This window comes from Nonomuraea sp. NPDC003560 (genome assembly GCF_042878785.1).
Classification (GTDB): domain Bacteria; phylum Actinomycetota; class Actinomycetes; order Streptosporangiales; family Streptosporangiaceae; genus Nonomuraea.
This window is the reverse complement of the sequence record NZ_JBIAOF010000004.1, coordinates 476,988-494,742: the sequence shown is the minus strand read 5'-3', so window position 1 is coordinate 494,742 and position 17,755 is coordinate 476,988. Positions and strand designations below refer to the sequence as shown.

15 protein-coding genes and 1 pseudogene are annotated in these 17,755 nt (G+C 72.4%); 12 read left to right on the top strand and 4 right to left on the bottom strand.

All coding sequences use genetic code 11. From position 1 onward, the window contains the following. Position 1 precedes the first annotated feature (1 nt). From ACFYUV_RS18460 to ACFYUV_RS18440, 5 genes are read left to right on the top strand one after another with little or no spacing between them, the layout of a single operon-like run. Positions 2-1,570, top strand: coding sequence for an ABC transporter permease subunit (locus ACFYUV_RS18460; RefSeq protein ID WP_387669819.1), 1,569 nt, complete (start codon positions 2-4; stop codon positions 1,568-1,570). After that, positions 1,567-2,406 carry a sugar ABC transporter permease gene (locus ACFYUV_RS18455; RefSeq protein ID WP_358292982.1) on the top strand — a complete coding sequence of 280 codons (840 nt, stop codon included), beginning with the start codon at positions 1,567-1,569 and terminating at the stop codon, positions 2,404-2,406. The genes ACFYUV_RS18460 and ACFYUV_RS18455 overlap by 4 nt, the downstream gene beginning before the upstream one ends. 5 nt (positions 2,407-2,411) lie before the next feature. Beyond that, complete coding sequence (locus ACFYUV_RS18450) at positions 2,412-4,196, top strand: glycoside hydrolase family 13 protein (RefSeq protein WP_387669818.1); 1,785 nt, start codon at positions 2,412-2,414, stop codon at positions 4,194-4,196. Between the two features lie 58 nt (positions 4,197-4,254). Then, a complete protein-coding gene (locus ACFYUV_RS18445; RefSeq protein ID WP_387669816.1) occupies positions 4,255-5,505 on the top strand; it encodes a right-handed parallel beta-helix repeat-containing protein in 1,251 nt (416 codons plus the stop codon). An 18-nt stretch (positions 5,506-5,523) separates the two neighbouring features. Next, positions 5,524-5,820, top strand: coding sequence for a hypothetical protein (locus ACFYUV_RS18440; protein WP_357969202.1), 297 nt, complete (start codon positions 5,524-5,526; stop codon positions 5,818-5,820). 3 nt (positions 5,821-5,823) lie between these two features. On the opposite strand, the gene ACFYUV_RS18435 is transcribed toward ACFYUV_RS18440, so the two are convergent. Together ACFYUV_RS18435 and ACFYUV_RS18430 are read right to left on the bottom strand one after the other, a co-directional pair. Then, positions 5,824-6,984: a thiolase family protein gene (locus ACFYUV_RS18435; RefSeq protein ID WP_387669815.1), complete on the bottom strand. Its 1,161-nt coding sequence runs from the start codon at positions 6,982-6,984 to the stop codon at positions 5,824-5,826. Between the two features lie 70 nt (positions 6,985-7,054). Further along, the gene (locus tag ACFYUV_RS18430) at positions 7,055-7,612 is read right to left on the bottom strand and encodes a TetR/AcrR family transcriptional regulator (protein WP_387669813.1); all 558 of its coding nucleotides are present in this window, start codon (positions 7,610-7,612) and stop codon (positions 7,055-7,057) included. A gap of 54 nt (positions 7,613-7,666) precedes the next feature. Between ACFYUV_RS18430 and ACFYUV_RS18425 the strand changes: the two genes are divergently transcribed. The 4 genes and pseudogenes from ACFYUV_RS18425 (at position 7,667) to ACFYUV_RS18410 (ending at position 12,874) form a co-directional block, all read left to right on the top strand. Continuing rightward, positions 7,667-10,801 carry a bifunctional cytochrome P450/NADPH--P450 reductase gene (locus tag ACFYUV_RS18425; RefSeq protein WP_387669812.1) on the top strand — a complete coding sequence of 1,045 codons (3,135 nt, stop codon included), beginning with the start codon at positions 7,667-7,669 and terminating at the stop codon, positions 10,799-10,801. A gap of 231 nt (positions 10,802-11,032) precedes the next feature. Beyond that, the gene (locus tag ACFYUV_RS18420; protein ID WP_387669811.1) at positions 11,033-11,668 is read left to right on the top strand and encodes an amino acid-binding protein; all 636 of its coding nucleotides are present in this window, start codon (positions 11,033-11,035) and stop codon (positions 11,666-11,668) included. A 42-nt stretch (positions 11,669-11,710) separates the two neighbouring features. Then, a pseudogene (locus tag ACFYUV_RS18415) lies at positions 11,711-12,349 on the top strand (acyl-CoA dehydrogenase family protein); the annotation flags it as partial. Between the two features lie 57 nt (positions 12,350-12,406). Then, the gene (locus tag ACFYUV_RS18410; RefSeq protein ID WP_387670375.1) at positions 12,407-12,874 is read left to right on the top strand and encodes an acyl-CoA dehydrogenase family protein; all 468 of its coding nucleotides are present in this window, start codon (positions 12,407-12,409) and stop codon (positions 12,872-12,874) included. Here ACFYUV_RS18410 and ACFYUV_RS18405 read toward each other — a convergent pair whose 3' ends face one another. Beyond that, positions 12,875-13,231, bottom strand: coding sequence for a metalloregulator ArsR/SmtB family transcription factor (locus ACFYUV_RS18405; RefSeq protein WP_357969218.1), 357 nt, complete (start codon positions 13,229-13,231; stop codon positions 12,875-12,877). A gap of 51 nt (positions 13,232-13,282) precedes the next feature. Here ACFYUV_RS18405 and ACFYUV_RS18400 point away from each other — a divergent pair, with 51 nt between their 5' ends. From ACFYUV_RS18400 to ACFYUV_RS18390, 3 genes are all read left to right on the top strand, one after another. Beyond that, positions 13,283-14,389, top strand: a complete 1,107-nt coding sequence (locus tag ACFYUV_RS18400) for a cation diffusion facilitator family transporter (RefSeq protein ID WP_387669810.1) — start codon at positions 13,283-13,285, stop codon at positions 14,387-14,389. Positions 14,390-14,413: 24 nt separating this feature from the next. Then, on the top strand, positions 14,414-15,676 hold the full coding sequence (locus ACFYUV_RS18395; protein ID WP_387669808.1) for an acyltransferase family protein: 1,263 nt from the start codon (positions 14,414-14,416) through the stop codon (positions 15,674-15,676). 193 nt (positions 15,677-15,869) lie between these two features. Further along, positions 15,870-17,051 carry a hypothetical protein gene (locus ACFYUV_RS18390; protein ID WP_387669807.1) on the top strand — a complete coding sequence of 394 codons (1,182 nt, stop codon included), beginning with the start codon at positions 15,870-15,872 and terminating at the stop codon, positions 17,049-17,051. Here the strand turns inward: ACFYUV_RS18390 and ACFYUV_RS18385 are convergent. Next, a complete protein-coding gene (locus ACFYUV_RS18385) occupies positions 17,048-17,671 on the bottom strand; it encodes an FMN-dependent NADH-azoreductase (protein ID WP_387669806.1) in 624 nt (207 codons plus the stop codon). The two genes, ACFYUV_RS18390 and ACFYUV_RS18385, sit on opposite strands and share 4 nt — an antisense overlap. Between the last annotated feature and the right edge of the window lie 84 nt (positions 17,672-17,755).

Genomic DNA, 17,755 nt, shown 5'->3' with positions numbered 1-17,755 from the left:
CATGGCCCAGGACGTGCACGAGGCCGTGGGGACCACCGCGTCCCCGCGGCCTCGCCGGGAGCTCACCACGGCGTTCGTGGTGAGCAGGATCGCGGTGCTGGCCGTGGCCGCGGCGATCCTGCTCTACGCCGTGCCGCCGCTGGTCGCCGCGGAGTCGTGGGTCTCGCTCACGCTGCTGGGGCTGGCCGCCGCGGCCATCTCCTACCTGTACCTGACCCGCCGCTTCATCCCGGCCAAGTACCTCGTCCCCGGCACCGTCTTCCTGATCGCCTTCCAGGTGCTGCCCGTGCTCTACACGGTGACCACGGCGTTCACGAACTTCGGCGACGGGCACCGCGGCGACAAGGCCGACGCGGTCACCGCCATCGAGACCGGTTCGGTGCGCCAGGCCCCCGGCTCGCCCGAGTACGGCCTGACCGCCGCCCTGCGCGGCGACGAGCTGGTGTTCCTGCTGGTCGACCCCACGACCAAGCAGGTCCGGCTGGGCACCGCCGAAGGGCTGACCCCGCTCGCCGGCGCCCAGGTCGGGCTCACCGGCAAGGTCCTGTCGGCCCCCGGCGTGACCGTGCTGAAGGCGCCCGAGGCGGCCGCCCGCGGCCAGGAGATCTCGGCGCTGTCCGTGCCGACGCCGGGCGGCGCGATCAAGGCCAACGGCCTCAGCCGGGCCGTGGAGGGCAAGGCCGCGCTGGTCTACGACGCCGCCTGCGACTGCGTCAAGGGCAACGGCGACACCTGGACGGCCGACGAGGCCCAGGGCTACTTCGTCAACGCCGAGGGCGAGCACCTGGCGCAAGGCTGGCAGGCGAACGTCGGCCTGGACAACTTCGCCCGGGTGCTGACCAACCCCACCATCTCCGGCTACTTCGTCGGCGTGCTGGGCTGGAACCTGGTGTTCGCGCTGGCCTCCGTGGCCGGCACGTTCGGGCTCGGCATGGCCGTGGCGCTGGCCCTGCACCACCCGCGCATGCGCGGCACGAAGATCTACCGGATCGCGCTGATCCTGCCGTACGCGATGCCGGCCTTCGCCATGCTGCTGGTCTGGCGGGACATGTTCAACCGCGACTTCGGCCTGATCAACCAGTTCTTCGGGCTGAGCGTCGACTGGCTCGGCGAGCCCGTCACCGCCCGCTTCGCGGTCATCCTGGTCAACCTGTGGCTCGGCTTCCCGTACATGTTCCTGGTCACCACCGGCGCGCTCCAGGCGATCCCGCGCGAGCTGACCGAGGCGGCCTCCATCGACGGCGCCACGCCGTGGAAGGCGTTCCGCCGGGTGACGCTGCCGCTGCTGCTGGTCGCGCTGACGCCGCTGCTGATCTCGTCGTTCGCGTTCAACTTCAACAACTTCAACGCCATCGCGCTCACCACCGACGGCGGGCCGTTCCCGGCCGAGAGCCCGCAGGTGGGGGCCACCGACCTGCTGATCACCTACACCTTCCGGCTGGCGTTCGGCGCGGGCGGGGCGCAGTTCGGGTTCGCGGCGGCGATCTCGGTGTTCATCTTCGCGATCGTGGCGGTCATCTCGGCCGTGGCCTTCCGCCGTACCCGCAAGCAGGAGGAGGTCTACGCATGAGGATCGCGCTCAGGCACGTGTTCGTGCTGGCGGTGTGCGCGTTCGCGCTGTTCCCCATCCTGTTCGTGGTCTCGGCCGCGATCAACCCCATGGGCACGCTGGCCTCCACCGACCTGCTGCCGTCGGGGGCGAGCCTGAACAACTTCGCCAACCTGCTCACCTCCGACGACTATCCGTTCGGCCGGTGGTTCTTCAACTCGGTGTTCATCGCGCTGGTCTCGTCGTTCGCGAGCCTGCTGCTGTCGATGCTGGCCGCCTACGCCTTCAGCCGCATGCGCTTCACCGGCCGCCGGGTCGGGCTGCTGGCGCTGCTGCTCATCCAGATGTTCCCGCAGTTCCTGGCCATCGTGACGATCTTCATGATCTTCACCAGGGTGACCGAGCTGTACCCGGCGTTCGGCTTCAACACCGTCTGGGGCCTGCTGCTGCTCTACCTGGGCGGCGCGCTCGGCGTGAACACCTGGCTGATGAAGGGCTTCCTCGACACCGTGCCCAAGGAGCTCGACGAGGCCGCCACCGTGGACGGCGCCACCCACGCGCAGATCTTCTGGCGGATCATCATGCCGCTGGTCACGCCGATCCTGGCGGTCACCGCGTTGCTGGCCTTCATCGGCATCATGAGCGAGTTCCTCATGGCCAACGTGTTCCTGCGCGACCCCGAGAGCAAGACCCTGGCCGTCGGCATGTACGGCATGATCGCCGGCGACCACCGCAACGCCAACTTCGGCATGTTCGCCGCCGCGACGTTGCTCACCGCCGTACCCACGGTGAGCGTGTTCCTATGGCTGCAGAAGTACATCGTCTCCGGCCTGACGGCCGGGGCTGTCAAGGGATAGGTCCATTGCGTCATGTCGGCGAGCCGCACCACGACGGCTCAGCTCTCTACGTCTCCAGCCGGGAACCGGCGCTCGGCTCGCGGGTGACCCTCTGGCTGCGCGCCCCGCGCGCCGCCGGGATCACCGGGGTGCACGTGCGCACCGTCTGCGACGGCGAGCCCCGCTACGCCGAGGCCCGCGTCGACGACTCCAGGACCGGCACGCCGGTCGCCGGCTACGGCGCGGACGACGTGTGGTGGCAGGCGGAGATCACCGCCGTCAACCCGGTCACCCCGTACCGCTTCCTGCTGCACACCCGCCGCGGCCAGCTGTGGCTGACCGCGGCCGGCCCGGTCGCCCACGACGTGACCGACGCGAGCGACTTCCGCCTGGTCTGCCACCAGGCGCCGCCCTCGTGGATGTCGGACGCGATCGTCTACCAGATCTTCCCCGACCGCTTCGACCGCTCCGGCCCGATGCCGGACCTGCCCGACTGGGCGCTGCCGCGCGACTGGGACCGCGACCCGGTGATCCCCAGCGGCCCCGGCACCGCCCAGCAGTTCTACGGCGGCGACCTCGACGGCATCACCCGGCGCCTGGACCACGTCCAGGGGCTCGGCGCCGACACCGTCTACCTGACGCCGATCTTCCCGGCCCGCTCCAACCACCGCTACGACGCCGCGAGCTTCGAGCACGTCGACCCGCTGCTCGGCGGTGACGAGGCCCTGCACCGGCTGTCCGGCGCGCTGCACGCCCGCGGCATGCGCCTGCTCGGCGACATCACCACCAACCACTGCGGCGACGCCCACGAATGGTTCACCGCCGCCGTCTCCGACGTCAACGCCCTCGAACGGGAGATGTTCTACTTCGACCCCGACACCGGCGACTACGAGTCGTGGTGGGGCGTCAAGTCGCTGCCCAAGCTCAACTGGGGCAGCGAGCTGGTGCGCTCCAGCATGCGCGCGGTGCTGAAGAAGTGGCTCGGCCCGCTGGACGGCTGGCGCGTGGACGTCGCCAACATGACCGCCAGGCTCGGCGCCGACGACCGCAACCACGAGGTCGCCGCCATGCTGCGCCGCCAGCTCGGTCCCGAGGCCGCCTTCATCGCCGAGCACAACCACGACGCCTCGCTCGACCTCGACCGCGACGGCTGGCACGGCACCATGAACTACGGCGGCTTCACCCGTCCGGTCTGGGCCTGGCTGCGCGGCCCCGACCTGGACCTGCCGCACTTCCTCGGCGTGCCGGGCGGCGTGCCCGCGCGCGACGGCACCGACACCCTGGCCACGTTCAGGTCCTTCGCCTCGCACATGTCCTGGCGCTCGCTCACGCACTCCTGGCAGCTCCTGGACTCCCACGACTCGCCGCGCATCCGCACGGTGACCGGCTCGCGCGAACGCCACCTGCTGGCCCTCGGCCTGCAGGCCACGCTGCCCGGCACGCCCATGGTCTTCGCCGGCAGCGAGTTCGGCCTGACCGGGATCAACGGGGAGCACTCGCGCACCCCCATGCCCTGGAACCGGCCGCACGACCAGGACCTGGCGACCCTGTCGGCCTACCGCGAGCTGCTCGGGCTGCGCCGCGCCGAGCCCGCGCTGCGTCACGGAGGGTTGCGCTGGCTGCACTCCGACGCCGACTGCCTGGTCTTCGCGCGCGAGACGTTCGAGGAGTCGCTGCTGGTGGCCGTCCGCCGGGCGCCCGGCGCCGCGCTGCCCATCGGGACGCAGGCCCAGGGCGTCCACAATGCCCAGGACGGAGACGTGATCCCGGGGGATGGTCCTTCGGTGAGTGTGTGGCGCATCACACGCTGATCACGCTACGGTATGGCCTGGCCCCGTACCGTCTTCAACTGGATAGTGGTGTGCCCGCATGAGGTTGCTCTCCGTAGCCGTCGCAGCTTCGCTTCTTACCGCCGTACCGACCGCCGCGGAAGCCAGGGCGGCCACCACCTACTACGTCGACTCCAGGGCCGGCGACGACTCCGCCGCCGGCACCAGCCCCGACAAGCCGTGGAAGTCGCTGGAGAAGGTCGGCTCCGCCGAGCTCAAGCCGGGCGACATCGTCAGCTTCAAGCGGGGCGGCAGCTTCACCGGCCCGCTCCGGCTCACCGCCAGCGGCACCGCGGCCCGCCCCATCGTCATCCGCTCCCACGGCACCGGCGCGCTGCCCCGCATCAGCGGCGACGAGCGCGACTGCGTGGTCGTCAAGGGCTCCTACTGGCAGATCAGCGGCCTGCGCGCCACCGGCTGCCGGTTCGCCGGGTTCCAGCTCGGCGGCCACCACATCGAGCTGACCGGCGTCGCGGCCGACGGCAACGTCGCGGGCGTGTGGGTCACGCCGTCCGGCTCGCACAACACCGTCCGCGACAGCACGCTCACCGCCAACAACCGCATGAGCGTCGACGACGAGGGCGGCGACAACGACTCCGGCGCCTTCGGCGTGCTGCTCAACGGCGACGACAACCTGGTGACCCGCAACACCATCACCGGCAGCTACGCCAAGAGCCACGACTACGGCACCGACGGCGCCGCCGTCGAGATCTTCAACGGCGACCGCAACCGCATCACCTACAACCACGCGCGCGACAACGAGACCTTCACCGAGCTCGGCGCCCAGAAGGGCAAGACCGCCACCGGCAACGTCTTCGCCTTCAACGTCGTCACCTCCGGCCGCAGCCGCGGCTCCTTCCTCATCACCCGCGGGCCCGGCCACGTCGTGGGCCCGGTCAAGGGCACGATCGCCGTGCACAACTCGGTCTACCTGCCGGCCAAGGACACCATCGGCTGGTCCTGCCACGACGGCTGCGGCCCCTCCATCCTCAGGCTGCGCAACAACGTGATCGCGGTCGGCGGCGAGGCGGGCTGGGCCGACGGCAAGGGCGTCGACGACGGCGGCAGCGTCTACTACGGCCGCAAGCTCACCTTCAAGCTGGGGCCGAAGTCGGTCAGGGCCGACCCGCTGTTCGTCTCCCGCACCGACCTGCGCCTGCGTCCGGGCTCGCCGGCGCTGGGCCGCGGCCTGCCGCTGTCGCCCACCTGGTACGGCGGCGCCGACCTCGGCAAGGACATGCTGGGCCGGCCGCTGTCCGGGTCGCCGGACGCCGGGGCCTACCAGCGGTAGCGGTGTAACCTACGGGGCATGGTCCCGGATCTTCGCCTGCCGCTGGTCAAGCAGCTCGCCGAGGCCGACGTGCCCCACCGCTTCTGGCACACCGCCGGCCCCGGCGGGCGCGTCTGGCTGTTCGAGAGCGTCGAGGGCGACGGCGAACACTGGGCGATCAGGCAGATCGAGGTCGACACCGACCGCGTCGCCCACCGCTACTGGTGGGGCCGGCTCCAGGACGATCGCGGCTTCCTCACCGACCAGCCGCTGGAGATCTGGGAGCTGACCGAGATCACCCAGGCGGCGTTCGAGGCCGTCTGGGCCGCCGCCTGAGCCTCAGCCGGCGTTCTCCAGCACGAGCGCGTTGGCCAGGCCGCCCGCCTCGCACATGGTCTGCAGGGCGTAGCGGGCGCCGCGCGTGCGCATGGCGTGCACGAGCGTGGTCGTGATGCGGGCGCCGCTGGCGCCGAGCGGATGGCCGAGGGCGATGGCGCCGCCGTTGACGTTGACCTTCGCCGGGTCGGCCCCCGTCTCCTGCAGCCAGGCCAGCACGACGCTGGCGAAGGCCTCGTTCACCTCGAACAGGTCGATGTCGGACAGCGCGAGCCCGGCGCGGCGCAGCACCTTCTCCGTGGCCGGGATCACGCCGGTGAGCATGAGCAGCGGGTCGGAGCCGGTGACGGCGAAGCTGTGCAGCCGGGCCAGCGGGCGCAGGCCGAGCCGGGCGGCGGTCTCGGAGCTGGTGATCAGGACGGCCGCCGCGCCGTCGTTGATCGGGCTGGCGTTGCCCGCGGTGACCGACCAGCTGATCTGCGGGAAACGCTCGGCGTAGCCGGGGTCGGCGTAGGCCGGCCGCAGCCCGGCCAGGATCTCGGGCGTGGTGGCGGGCCGGATCGACTCGTCGCGGTCCAGGCCGGCGATCGGGGCGAGCTCGGCGCCGAAGTCCGCGGCGGCGGCCTTGGCGTGGGAGGCGGCGGCGAAGACGTCCATCTGCTCGCGGCTCAGTGACCACTTGGCGGCGATCAGCTCGGCGCTGATGCCCTGCGGGACCAGCCCGCCGGGGAAGCGCGCGGCCACCGAGGGCCCGAACGGGTCGGCGCCCGGCGGCACGTTCGACCACATGGGCACCCGGCTCATCGACTCCACGCCGCAGGCCACGACCAGGTCGTACGCGCCGGACATGACGCCCTGCGCGGCGAAGTGCACGGCCTGCTGGGACGAGCCGCACTGCCGGTCGACCGTGACCGCGGGCACCGAGTCGGGGAAGCCGGCGGCCAGCCAGGCGTAGCGGGTGGTGTTCATGGCCTGCTCGCCCACCTGGTCGACGCAGCCGCCGATCACGTCGTCGACCAGCGACGGGTCCACGCCGCTGCGCTCGATCAGGGCGCGCAGGGCGTGGGCGAGCAGGTCGACGGGGTGCGTCCCGTGCAGCCCGCCGCCGGGTTTGCCCCTGCCGATCGGGGTGCGTACGGCTTGCACGATGACGGCGTCGCGCATCGCGGCCTCCTGTCCGTTGGAAATTCCAACTCACTCTAACGCGAGCGGGTTGGAGTTTCCAACGCAGGCGTCACCGGGCGGCCAGACCGTTGATGATCATGTGCAGGGCGACCTCGAAGCTGCGCTCGACCTCCTCGGGGTCGCCGCTCAGGTGCCCCCGCGTCTCGGCGAAGACGAACCCCGAGACGAACGCGTGCAGCACCTCGCTCGTCCGCCGCAGCTCCTCCTCGGGCACCCCGGAGGCGCGCAGGATGCGGTAGAGCGCCTGCCACAGCGGCAGCCGCCGGTCCTCGCTGAACTCGGGATGGTTGTGCAGGTAGTTCCACATGGCCGGATGTTCCCGGGCGTGCCGGTGGTAGGCCAGGGCCAGGGCGCGGAGCTGGGCCTGCCACGGGGTGCCGTCGTCGGGCGGCAGCGGCAGCCGGACACTGACCGTCTCGCAGATGCGGGCCAGCAGCGCCTCCTTGCTCGCGACGTGGTGATAGACCGACATGGGGTTGACGTCGAGCTCGGCGGCCAGTTTCCGCATCGACAACCCCTCGACGCCGGCCTCGTCGATCAGGCGAAGCGCCGTGGAACAGATCTCGTCAAGACTCAGGGGAGCTCCCCTGCGCGCGCTCACTGCCATACAGCGTATGGTAGCGTCAGCCATACGGTGTATGGCTACCCGAAGGGAGCACTCATGAGGCGTATCCCCGCCCCGCAGGGCCTGCCGATCCTGGGCAACACGCTGCAGATCCCGGCCCACTCGCCGGTGGAGCACTTCGTCAAGGTCGCCGAGCGGTACGAGGAGGGCATCTTCCGGCTGGAGGTCGCCGGCCGCACGATCGTGCTGGTCTACGACCCCGACCTGGTCGCGGAGGTGTGCGACGAGAGCAGGTTCGTCAAGCGCATCAAGCCGCCGCTGTCGATCGTGCGCGACTTCGGCGGCGACGGCCTGTTCACCGCCGAGCCGCACGAGCCGGTCTGGGGGCAGGCGCACCGCATCCTGCTGCCCGCCTTCAGCCAGCGCTCGATGAAGGCGTACTACCCGCAGATGCTGGAGGTCGCCGAGCAGCTCGTCGCCTCGTGGGCCGGCCGCCAGGGGCAGGACCTGCCCGTGGCCGACGACATGACCCGGCTCACGCTGGACACGATCTCGCTGACCGGCTTCGGCTTCCGGTTCGACTCCTTCGCCTCGCCCGAGCTGCACCCGTTCCTGAAGGCCATGGGCGGCGCGCTGACCGAGGCCATGCTGCGCAATCAGCAGCTCCCGTTCGTCACCAAGCTGAAGCGCGGCCACGAGGACGCCTACCGCCGCGACATCGAGACCATGCGCGCCCTGGTGGACGACGTGATCAAGCAGCGCCGCGCCGAGGGCGCCGGCGACGCCAAGGACCTGCTGGGCCTCATGCTGGCGGCCGCCGACCCGCAGACCGGCGGCCGCCTGTCCGACGAGAACATCCGCAACCAGGTGCTCACCTTCCTGATCGCCGGGCACGAGACCACCAGCGGCCTGCTCTCCTTCGCCCTGTACAACCTGCTGCGCGACCCGCACACCCTGGCCAGGGCCTACGACGAGGTCGACCGCCTGCTGCCCGGCGACGAGCCGCCCAGCTACGAGACGATCATGAAGCTCGACGTCATCCCCCGGATCCTGGAGGAGACGCTGCGGATCTGGTCGCCGATCCCCGCCTTCGCCGTCAGCGCCGTCGAGGCCACCACCATCGGCGGGTACGAGATCGAGGCCGACCAGAGCGTCGCCGTGCTGCTGCCGTCGCTGCACCGCCACCCCAAGGCGTGGGAGCGGCCGGCGGAGTTCGACATCGACCGCTGGCTGCCGGAGCACAAGAAGGCCCACCACCCGGCGGCGTACAAGCCGTTCGGCAACGGCGAGCGGGCCTGCATCGGCCGCCAGTTCGCGCTGACCGAGGCCCGGCTCGCCCTGGCCATGATCCTGCGCCGGTTCGCCGTCTCCGACCCCGACGCCTACCGGATGAAGATCAAGCAGACGCTGACCATCAAGCCCGACGGGTTCACCCTGCGGGTGCGCGAGCGCCGCGCCCACGAGCGCACCGCCCCCGCCGCCGGCGTCCAGGCCGCCGGTGAGGGGGAGCGGCACGACCTCGCGGTCACCGGAGTGCCGCTCACCGTCGCCTACGGCTCCAACCTGGGCACCGCCGCCGACATCGCCGAGCGGCTGGCCGAGCGGGCCGGCCGGTCCGGCTTCGCCACCACCCTGACCACCCTGGACGACCTGACGCCGCCGTCGCAGGGCCTGCTCGTCGTGGTCGCCTCCTCCTACAACGGCAAGGCGCCCGACAACGCCCAGCGCTTCGACGCCCTGGAGGAGCTGCCCGACCTGTCGGGCGTGCGCCTGGCGGTGCTCGGCTGCGGCAACTCCCAGTGGCCGACGTACCAGGACTTCCCGCGCCGGGCCGGCGAGAAGCTGACCGCCGCCGGGGCGGTGCCGCTCGTCGAGCGCGGCGAGGCCGACGCCGACGGCGACTTCGACGGCGACGTCTCGGCGTGGACGGCCGGGTTGTGGGCGGCGCTGGCCGACGAGTACAGCGCCCCGGCGGGCGCGGCCGGGCCGCGCTACGAGATGGAGGTGCTCGGCGAGAGCGAGGTCAGGCCGGCCGTCGTGTCCGAGCGGGCCGTGCCGATGACCGTCGTGTCCAACGAGGAGCTGACCGGCGACCCCACCGGGCTGTGGGACTTCTCGGCCGAGGCCCCGAGACCCGGCGTGCGCTCCATCGTGGCCCGCCTGCCCGAGGGCGTCACCTACACGGCGGGCGACCACGTCGCCGTCTTCGCCAAGAACGACCCCGAGCTGGTCGAGTGGGCCCTGCGCTGCCTGCGGGTGCCGCGCGAGCAGGTGGTGCGGCTGCGCGCCGCCGGCGCCACCCACCTGCCCGTGGACACGCCGGTGACGGCCGGCCTGCTGCTGACCGAGTTCGCCGAGCTGCAGGAGGTGGCCACCAGGGCCGACCTGGAGGCCCTGGCCGCGCACACCGGCTGCCCCTGGACGCGTGGCCAGCTCGCCGAGCTGACAGCGAACTACGCCGACGAGATCCTGGCCAAGCGGGTCTCCCCGCTGGCCCTGCTGGAGCGCTTCCCGGCCGTCGAGCTGCCGCTGCCGGTGTTCCTGGAGATGGCCGGGCCGATCCGGCCGCGCTACTACTCGGTCTCCTCCTCGCCGCTGGCCGATCCGGGTCTGGTGCGGCTCACCGTCGGGCTGGTCGAGGGGCCCGCCTGGTCCGGCAGCGGCACCTACCAGGGCATGTGCTCGGCGTACCTGGCCGGGCTGCGGCCCGGTGAGGTGTTCTACGGGTACGTCCGCGTGCCCGCGCCGCCGTTCCGGCTGCCCGCCGATCCGGCCACCCCGGTGATCCTGGTCGGCCCCGGCACGGGGTTCGCGCCGCTGCGCGGCTTCCTGGAGGAGCGGGCGCTGAGCGGGGCGGGCGGCCGGGCCGAGGTGTTCACCGGCTGCCGCCACCCCGACCACGACTGGCTGTACCGGGACGAGGTGACCGCCTGGGCCGCCCGCGCGGAGGTGAACGTGCACACCGCGTTCTCGGCCGTGGCCGGGCATCCGTACCGGTACGTCCAGGACGCCGTGGCCGATCACGCCGAGGAGGTGTGGGAGCTGCTGGAGCAGGGCGCGTACGTGTACGTCTGCGGCGACGGCCTGCGCATGGCCCCGGCGGTCCGTCAGGCGCTGCTGGACGTCCACCGGCGGCACACCGGCGAGGGCGGAGAAGGCGGCGAGGACGGCGCGGCCTGGCTGGCCGCGCTGGAGGCGGACGGCCGCTACCAGCAGGACGTGTTCGCCTGATCCCCGCCTGATCCACTGCCTGATCCCCACGTGCGGGGATCGGTCTGCCTGATCCTTGAACGATCCTTGGTCGTTTTTGGGAAAACACCTGCTCAAACCGCCACCCAGGTTCGACAATCCGGACTTAGCGCCGGATCCTGGGATATAAGCGCAGCATGCGCGACATATCCGTGGAACATGCGCGAAACCTGTCCACGGCACTGTGAGAGCCTCTGGGAAAGGGGGCGGCCAATGCTGCTGCGACTGAGGGTGTCCCTGCCGGACCGGCCGGGCGGCCTTGGCCAGGTCGCGAAGGCGCTGGGGACACTCGGCGCCGACATCCTGCAGGTCACCGTGCTGGAACGGGAGACCGGCCGGGCGGTGGACGACTTCATCGTGTCCTGGCCGGGCCCGATCAGCGCGACGGAGGTCTGCGAGCGGTTGTCGGCGACGCCGGGCGTACGCGTCGAGGGCGTCTGGCCCACCCGCGACGTGCCCGGCTCCGCCCCCGACTACGACCTGCTCATGCACGTGGCGACGGAACCGGCACGCGGTCTGGCCACGCTGGTGGACGCCCTGCCCGCGCTGTGCGGCGCCGAGTGGTCGGTCGCGGTCGAGGACGGAGCCGTCCGGCACGCCTCGATGGCCGCGCCGGAGGTGCTGAACCTGCCCGACCCGCCGCCGCGCGCGATCACGCTGGACTCGGCGGACCTGCGGCTGATGTTGCTGCCCCTCGTCCCGCAGGGCATGCACGTCGTCGTCGCCCGCGCCGGCGGGCCCGTCTTCCACCGGGCCGAGCTGGAACGCGCGGTCCGCATCGTGGACGTCGTCGCCAAGCTGGCCGCTCGCGCGCCCGAACGATTGACCGGCCAAACATCAGACGAATAACGTGAGCCTCGACCGTCCCTCCCGCGCAGAGGACCTGAGGCCATGGATTTCGAGCTGACCGACGAGCAGAAGGCCTTCCGCGAGACCCTGCGCGCCTTCGTGGAGAAGGAGATCCTGCCCGTGGCCACCGAGTGGGAGCACTCGGGCCGCTAACCCACCGAGATCGTCGAGAAGATGAAGCAGATGGGGCTGTTCGGGCTGACCGTCCCCGAGGAGTACGGCGGCCTCGGCGCTGACATGGTCTCCTTCGCGCTGGTCTTCGAGGAGATCGCGCGCGGCTGGATGGGCGTGGCCGGCACGATCGGCTCCCACTCGCTGGCCTGCTGGATGATCGCCAGACACGGCACCGACGAGCAGAAACGCCTCCACCTCGCCGACCTGGCCGCGGGCGTCCGGCGTACCGCCATCGCGCTCACCGAGCCCGGCGCCGGCACCGACCTGCAGGGCATCCAGACCCGCGCGGTCCGCGACGGCGACCACTACGTGGTGACCGGCACCAAGACGTGGATCACCAACGCCCGGCACGCCGACCCGCTGCCCGTCCTGGTCAAGACCTCGATCACCGAGCCCGCCCACAAGGGCATGTCGGTGCTGCTCGTCGATCCCGCCTCACCCGGCTTCGGCGTCAGCCGCGACCTGCCCAAACTCGGCTACAAGGGCACCGAGACCTGCGAGGTCGTGCTCGACGAGGTGCGCGTGCCGGTCTCGGCGCTGCTCGGGGGCGTCGAAGGGCGCGGCATGCAGCAGGTGCTGGGCGGGCTGGAGATCGGCCGGGTCAACATCGCCGCCCGCGCGGTCGGCGTCGCGCAGGCGGCCTACGACGCCGCCCTGGAGTACGCGCGCGAGCGCACCGCGTTCGGGCAGCCCATCGCCGACTTCCAGGCCGTCCAGCTCAAGCTCGCCGACCTGGCCACCGAGATCCAGGCCGCCCGGCTGCTCACGTACTGGGCCGCCGCCCAGGCCGACGGCGGCAAGCGGGTGGACATGGAGGCGGGCATGGCCAAGTACTTCGCCTCCGAGGTGGCGCTGAAGGCGTCGCTGGAGGCGATGCGCATCCACGGAGGCTACGGCTACTCCCAGGAGTTCGTGGTCGAACGGCTCTACCGGGACGCGCCGCTGATGGCGATCGGCGAGGGCACCAACGACGTGCAGCGGCTGGTGATCGCCCGCGCCCTCGTCTCCGGCAAGGGCCGGGTGGGCTGGTAGCTAGTCGTGCCGGGGCAGCCCCGAGACCTCGTGGTCGGCATGGGACAGCGCCTCGGCGATGAGCGCCCGCACGTGCCCGTCGCGGGCGCGGTAGAGCACCCGGCGGCCGTCCCTGCGGGTGTCCACCAGACCGGCCAGCCGGAGCTTGGCCAGGTGCTGCGACACCGACGGGCGCGCCGCGCCGACCGCCTCGGCCAGGGAGTTCACGTCCAGCTCACCGGCTGACAGTTCCCACATCAGCCGGAGCCGGGTGGCGTCGCTGAGCATGCGGAAGGCGTCCACGGCGGCGTTGACCTGGGCGGGAGTGGGTTGCTCCTGCGAGTGGTCCGCACCTGAGACGTTGTCGCGTGCGTACATGACTACATATCCTGGCCGGAGCGGACGAGAAGCGCAAGCGAAGGGGTGCTCATGTCTGACTCCGATACCCATCCGCACGGCCATGGTCATGGCCACGGTGACGGTCATGGCCACGGTCACGGTCATGGCCACGGCCACGGGCATGGGCACGGTCCGGGGGAGCGGCGGGGGCTCAGGGCGCTGGCCGCCAAGGCCGCGCACGTGTTAACGCCGCACAGCCACGACAGCGCCGCCAGAACCGACGGCGCCCTGGAGTCCAGCAGCCGGGGCATGCGCGTGCTGGCCGTGTCCTTCGCGGTCCTCATGCTCACCGCCGTGGTCCAGGCCGTGATCGTCGTGGCGTCGGGGTCGGTCGCGCTGCTCGGCGACACCCTGCACAACCTGGCCGACGCGCTGACCGCCGTCCCGCTGGCCATCGCGTTCTCGCTCGGCCGCCGGGCCGCCACCCGCCGCTTCACCTACGGCTACGGCAGGGCCGAGGACCTCGCGGGCATCGTCATCGTCGTGCTCATCGCCGCCTCGGCCGCGCTCGCCGGGTACGAGGCCGTCCGGCGGCTCGTCGAGCCCCAGGACGTCCGGGCGCTCGGCTGGGTCGCCGCCGCCGCGCTGGCCGGGTTCGTCGGCAACGAGTGGGTGGCGCGCTACCGCATCACCGTGGGCCGCCAGATCGGCTCGGCCGCGCTCGTGGCCGACGGCCTGCACGCCAGGACCGACGGCTTCACCTCCCTCGCCGTGCTCCTCGGCGCGGGCGGCGCGGCGCTCGGCTTCCCGATCGCCGACCCGGTCGTGGGCCTGCTGATCACGGTCGCCATCTGCTTCGTGCTGCGCGACGCCGCCCGCGAGATCTACCACCGCCTCATGGACGCCGTCGACCCCGCCCTGCTGGACGAGGCCGAACGCATCCTGGCCGGCGTCCCCGGCGTCGAGCGCGTCGGCTCGGTGCGCCTGCGCTGGCTCGGCCACGCCCTGCACGCCGAGGTCGAGATCCTGGTCGACCACGCCATGTCGGTCGTGGACGCCCACGCCGTGGCGGTCGAGGCCGAGCACCGCCTGATCCACGACCTGCCGCGCCTGCGCGCCGCCACCGTCCACACCGACCCCTGCGGCCCCGACGGAGCCGACCACCACGCGTCCCTGACGACCCACCGCATCACCTAGCCCGCTGCGGGTAAGTTGGGGCGGGTGCCGACCGCCGCGACCCCCCACACGACCACGCCGGGCGCGCCGTCCAGGCTCGCCTGGCTCGACGCCCTGCGCGGCATCGGCGCGCTCGCGGTGGTCGCCGAGCACCTGCTGCCGTGGTTCCTGCCCGCGCTGCGCCCCTACTGGTTCAGCCTCGGCGTCTACGGCATCCTGGTGTTCTTCCTGGTCAGCGGGTACATCATCCCGACCTCACTGGAACGCCACGGTGACGTGCGGGCCTTCTGGGCCAGCCGTGCCTTCCGCCTCTACCCCCTCTACCTGGCCGTGATCGCGCTGGTGCTGGCCGCGTCCTGGTGGGTGCCGGTGCGCGAGGGCGTGCCGCGCGACGGGAGCGCGGTGGCGGCCCACGCGACCATGCTGCTCGACGTCGTGAGCGTGGGCGGCGTGGCCGACACGATGTGGACGCTGTCGTACGAGATGGTGTTCTACCTGCTGGTCACGGCGCTGTTCCTGATCGGGGCGCACGAGCGCAGCGGGCTGGTGTCCGTTCTGTTCGCCGGGGCGTCCGTGGCGGTGGGTCTGGTGGTGTCGGGGGCGGTGCTGCGGGGCGGATGGCCGGCGTACGTGTCGTGCGCGGTGTTCGCCGCCGGGCTCGCCTGCGTGGTCGGCGGCTGGTTCCGCCGGACCGCGGCGTGCCTGCTCGGGCTGATGGCGCTGGCGTTGCTGCTGCTGAGCAGCCGGGTGCCGTGGCTGGGCGCGGCCGTGGTCGCGGTCATGTTCGCCGGCACGGCGATCCACCGCTGGGAGCGCGGGCGCGGCGGCCTCTGGCCTGTCGCGGTGACGGCGGCGCTGGTCGTCGTGGCTCCGGTGTGGGCGATCGAGAGCGGCTGGTGGTGGGTCGAGGCCGACGTGTGGCTGACCACGATCGCGCTGGCGGCGGCCACCTTCGCGGGCGCGATGGCGCTGCGCGGGCGGCGGCTGCCCGCCGTGCTCACCTGGCTCGGGCTGATCAGCTACTCGCTCTACCTGGTGCACCATCCGTTGCTGAAGTACTTCGTGGAGGTCACCGGCGACCTGCGGCGGGCGCCGCTGCCGTACCAGCTCGCGATGGCCGGGCTGGCCCTGGCGCTGATCCTGGCCGTCAGCGCGCTCTCCTACCGTTACGTCGAACGCCCCATGCAGGCGCTGGGCCGACGGGTCTCCAGGCGGTCCGCCGCCGCGGGCGCCGCGCCGCGCGCGGTCCCCGTCACGGGAGCCTCGGCCGCGGGCGGCCAGGGCGACGGCTCGGGGCACACCGTGTAGACCGTGTAGGCCGCACGATCCGGTCGCCGGGCTCGTGCCGCCGGCTCGTGGAGTGCAAGATGGGGGGCGGGTCATCGGCGCGGACCCCGCCGGGCCGTCGCGCGGCCTCCTCGGGGCTCTCGCCGGGCTCGGGCTGGTCAGGGCGCGTGCCGGGACCCCCGCGGTCGCCGGCGGGTGGGAAGGGGCCGAGGTCATGCCGGGTTCGCTGGTGCTCATGGGGTCGGGGGAGACGAGCCCGACCATGGTCGAGGTCCACCGGGCGGTGGCCCGCGGGCTGCGCGCGGGCGCCCGTGCCGTGCTGCTCGACACGCCCTACGCCTTCCAGGAGAACGCCGCCGACATCTCCGCCCGCGCCCGCCGCTACTTCGCCCGCAGCGTCGGGCTGGAGGTCGAAGCGGCCACCGCGATCACGGGCGCCGACTGGGTGTTCTCCGGGCCGGGCAGCCCCACGTACGCGCTCGACCGGTGGGCCGCCTCCGGCGTGGCCGGCGACCTGCGTGCCCGGGTGCGCTCCCGGCAGGGGGTGACCGTGCTGGCCTCGGCCGCCGCCTGCACCGCGGGCCTGGCCACCGTGCCCGTCTACGAGATCTACAAGGTGGGCGCCGAGCCTCACTGGCGCGAGGGCATCGGCCTGCTGGAGCCGCTGGGCCTGCGGGCCGTGCTGATCCCGCACTTCGACAACGCCGAGGGCGGCACCCACGACACCCGCTACTGCTACCTGGGCGAGCGGCGGCTGTCGCGGATGGAGCGGGAGCTGCCGCCGGAGACCGCCGTCCTGGGGCTCGACGAGCACACGGCGCTGATCATCGACCTGGAGTCGGAGGCGGTGGAGGTGGCCGGGCGCGGCGGCCTGACCGTACGGCGTCCGGGGGCGGTGACCGTCCTGCCGGCCGGGACGCGGACGAGCCTGGCCGCCGTCCGTGACCTGGCGGCGGGCGCCATGTCCGGCGCGGTCCCGCCGTTACCGCCCGCCGCCCGCGCCGCCGCGGGGCCCGCCGTCACGCTGGAGGAGACGATCCACTCCTGCGAGCAGTCCTTCGAGGACGCGGTCGGCAAGCCGGACCTGGCGGCGGCGGCGCGGCTCGTGCTCGACCTGGAGGCGGAGATCGTCACGTGGGCGGCCGACACCGAGGAGGACGCCGGCGGGGTCGACCAGGCCCGGGAGCTGATGCGGCTGCTGATCGCCCGGCTGGGCGGGGCCGCCGCGACCGCCGGCCTGCGCCCCCTGGTCGAACCCCTGCTCGACCTGCGCGCGCGGCTGCGGGGGGAGGGGCGGTACGAGATCGCGGACGCGCTGCGCGAGGCGATGGCGCGCGGCGGCGTGACCGTGGAGGACACCCCGGCCGGTCCGCGCTGGAGCCCGGCGACGGTCTAGAAGGTCCTGGCGACGCGGCGGGCGTGCTCGTCGGCCTGCTTGCGCTCGGCGTCGTAGGAGCCGGTGAGCGTGGGGTGGTGGCGGATCTCCTGCACGTCGGCGATGCCTGTCCAGCGCAGCCAGTCGCCGAAGAACGTGGACTGGAAGTCCGTGCCGAACTCCGGGCCGAGCCGCGGCCCCCACACCGCGCTGGTGTAGACGACGGCCGCCCGCTTGCCGGTCAGCAGCGCGCGGTACCCCGTCTCCGGGTGCACATCGAAGATCATCGCGGGCTGGCTGACCACGTCGATGAACTGCTTGAGCTTGTACGGCACGCCCGCGTTCCACATCGGCACGCTGAACAGGTAGCGGTCGTAGGCGTCGAAGCGCTCGAACGTCCTGACCGCCGCGGCCCAGGCCTCGGCCTCCTCACCCACGGGGGTGCCGCCGCCGAACACCGTCATCTTGGCGCGGGCGGCGGCGGGGCCGAACTCGGGCAGCGTGCCGTCCCAGAGGTCGAAGCGGTCCACGGTGTGGGCGGGGTGGGTGGCGAGGTACTCCTGGACGAACGTCTCGGCGATGGCGGCGGAGATCGACTCCGTGCCGCGGGGTGAGGCGGAGATGTGCAGCAACCTGGACATGGCGGACACCTTTCTGGACTGCGGTCCGTTTAGTGTCGCCAACGATACGGACCGGGGTCCGCTTGGTCAAGGTGGGGCTATATC

Bases quoted from the DNA above. Each gene is read 5' to 3' on its own strand.
- ACFYUV_RS18420 (WP_387669811.1), top strand. From the start codon at position 11,033: ATGCTGCTGCGACTGAGGGTGTCCCTGCCGGACCGGCCGGGCGGCCTT.
- ACFYUV_RS18440 (WP_357969202.1), top strand. From the start codon at position 5,524: ATGGTCCCGGATCTTCGCCTGCCGCTGGTCAAGCAGCTCGCCGAGGCC.
- ACFYUV_RS18455 (WP_358292982.1), top strand. From the start codon at position 1,567: ATGAGGATCGCGCTCAGGCACGTGTTCGTGCTGGCGGTGTGCGCGTTC.
- ACFYUV_RS18410 (WP_387670375.1), top strand. From the start codon at position 12,407: ATGCAGCAGGTGCTGGGCGGGCTGGAGATCGGCCGGGTCAACATCGCC.
- ACFYUV_RS18445 (WP_387669816.1), top strand. From the start codon at position 4,255: ATGAGGTTGCTCTCCGTAGCCGTCGCAGCTTCGCTTCTTACCGCCGTA.
- ACFYUV_RS18460 (WP_387669819.1), top strand. From the start codon at position 2: ATGGCCCAGGACGTGCACGAGGCCGTGGGGACCACCGCGTCCCCGCGG.
- ACFYUV_RS18385 (WP_387669806.1), bottom strand. From the start codon at position 17,671: ATGTCCAGGTTGCTGCACATCTCCGCCTCACCCCGCGGCACGGAGTCG.
- ACFYUV_RS18405 (WP_357969218.1), bottom strand. From the start codon at position 13,231: ATGTACGCACGCGACAACGTCTCAGGTGCGGACCACTCGCAGGAGCAA.
- ACFYUV_RS18430 (WP_387669813.1), bottom strand. From the start codon at position 7,612: ATGGCAGTGAGCGCGCGCAGGGGAGCTCCCCTGAGTCTTGACGAGATC.
- ACFYUV_RS18400 (WP_387669810.1), top strand. From the start codon at position 13,283: ATGTCTGACTCCGATACCCATCCGCACGGCCATGGTCATGGCCACGGT.
- ACFYUV_RS18390 (WP_387669807.1), top strand. From the start codon at position 15,870: ATGCCGGGTTCGCTGGTGCTCATGGGGTCGGGGGAGACGAGCCCGACC.
- ACFYUV_RS18435 (WP_387669815.1), bottom strand. From the start codon at position 6,984: ATGCGCGACGCCGTCATCGTGCAAGCCGTACGCACCCCGATCGGCAGG.
- ACFYUV_RS18425 (WP_387669812.1), top strand. From the start codon at position 7,667: ATGAGGCGTATCCCCGCCCCGCAGGGCCTGCCGATCCTGGGCAACACG.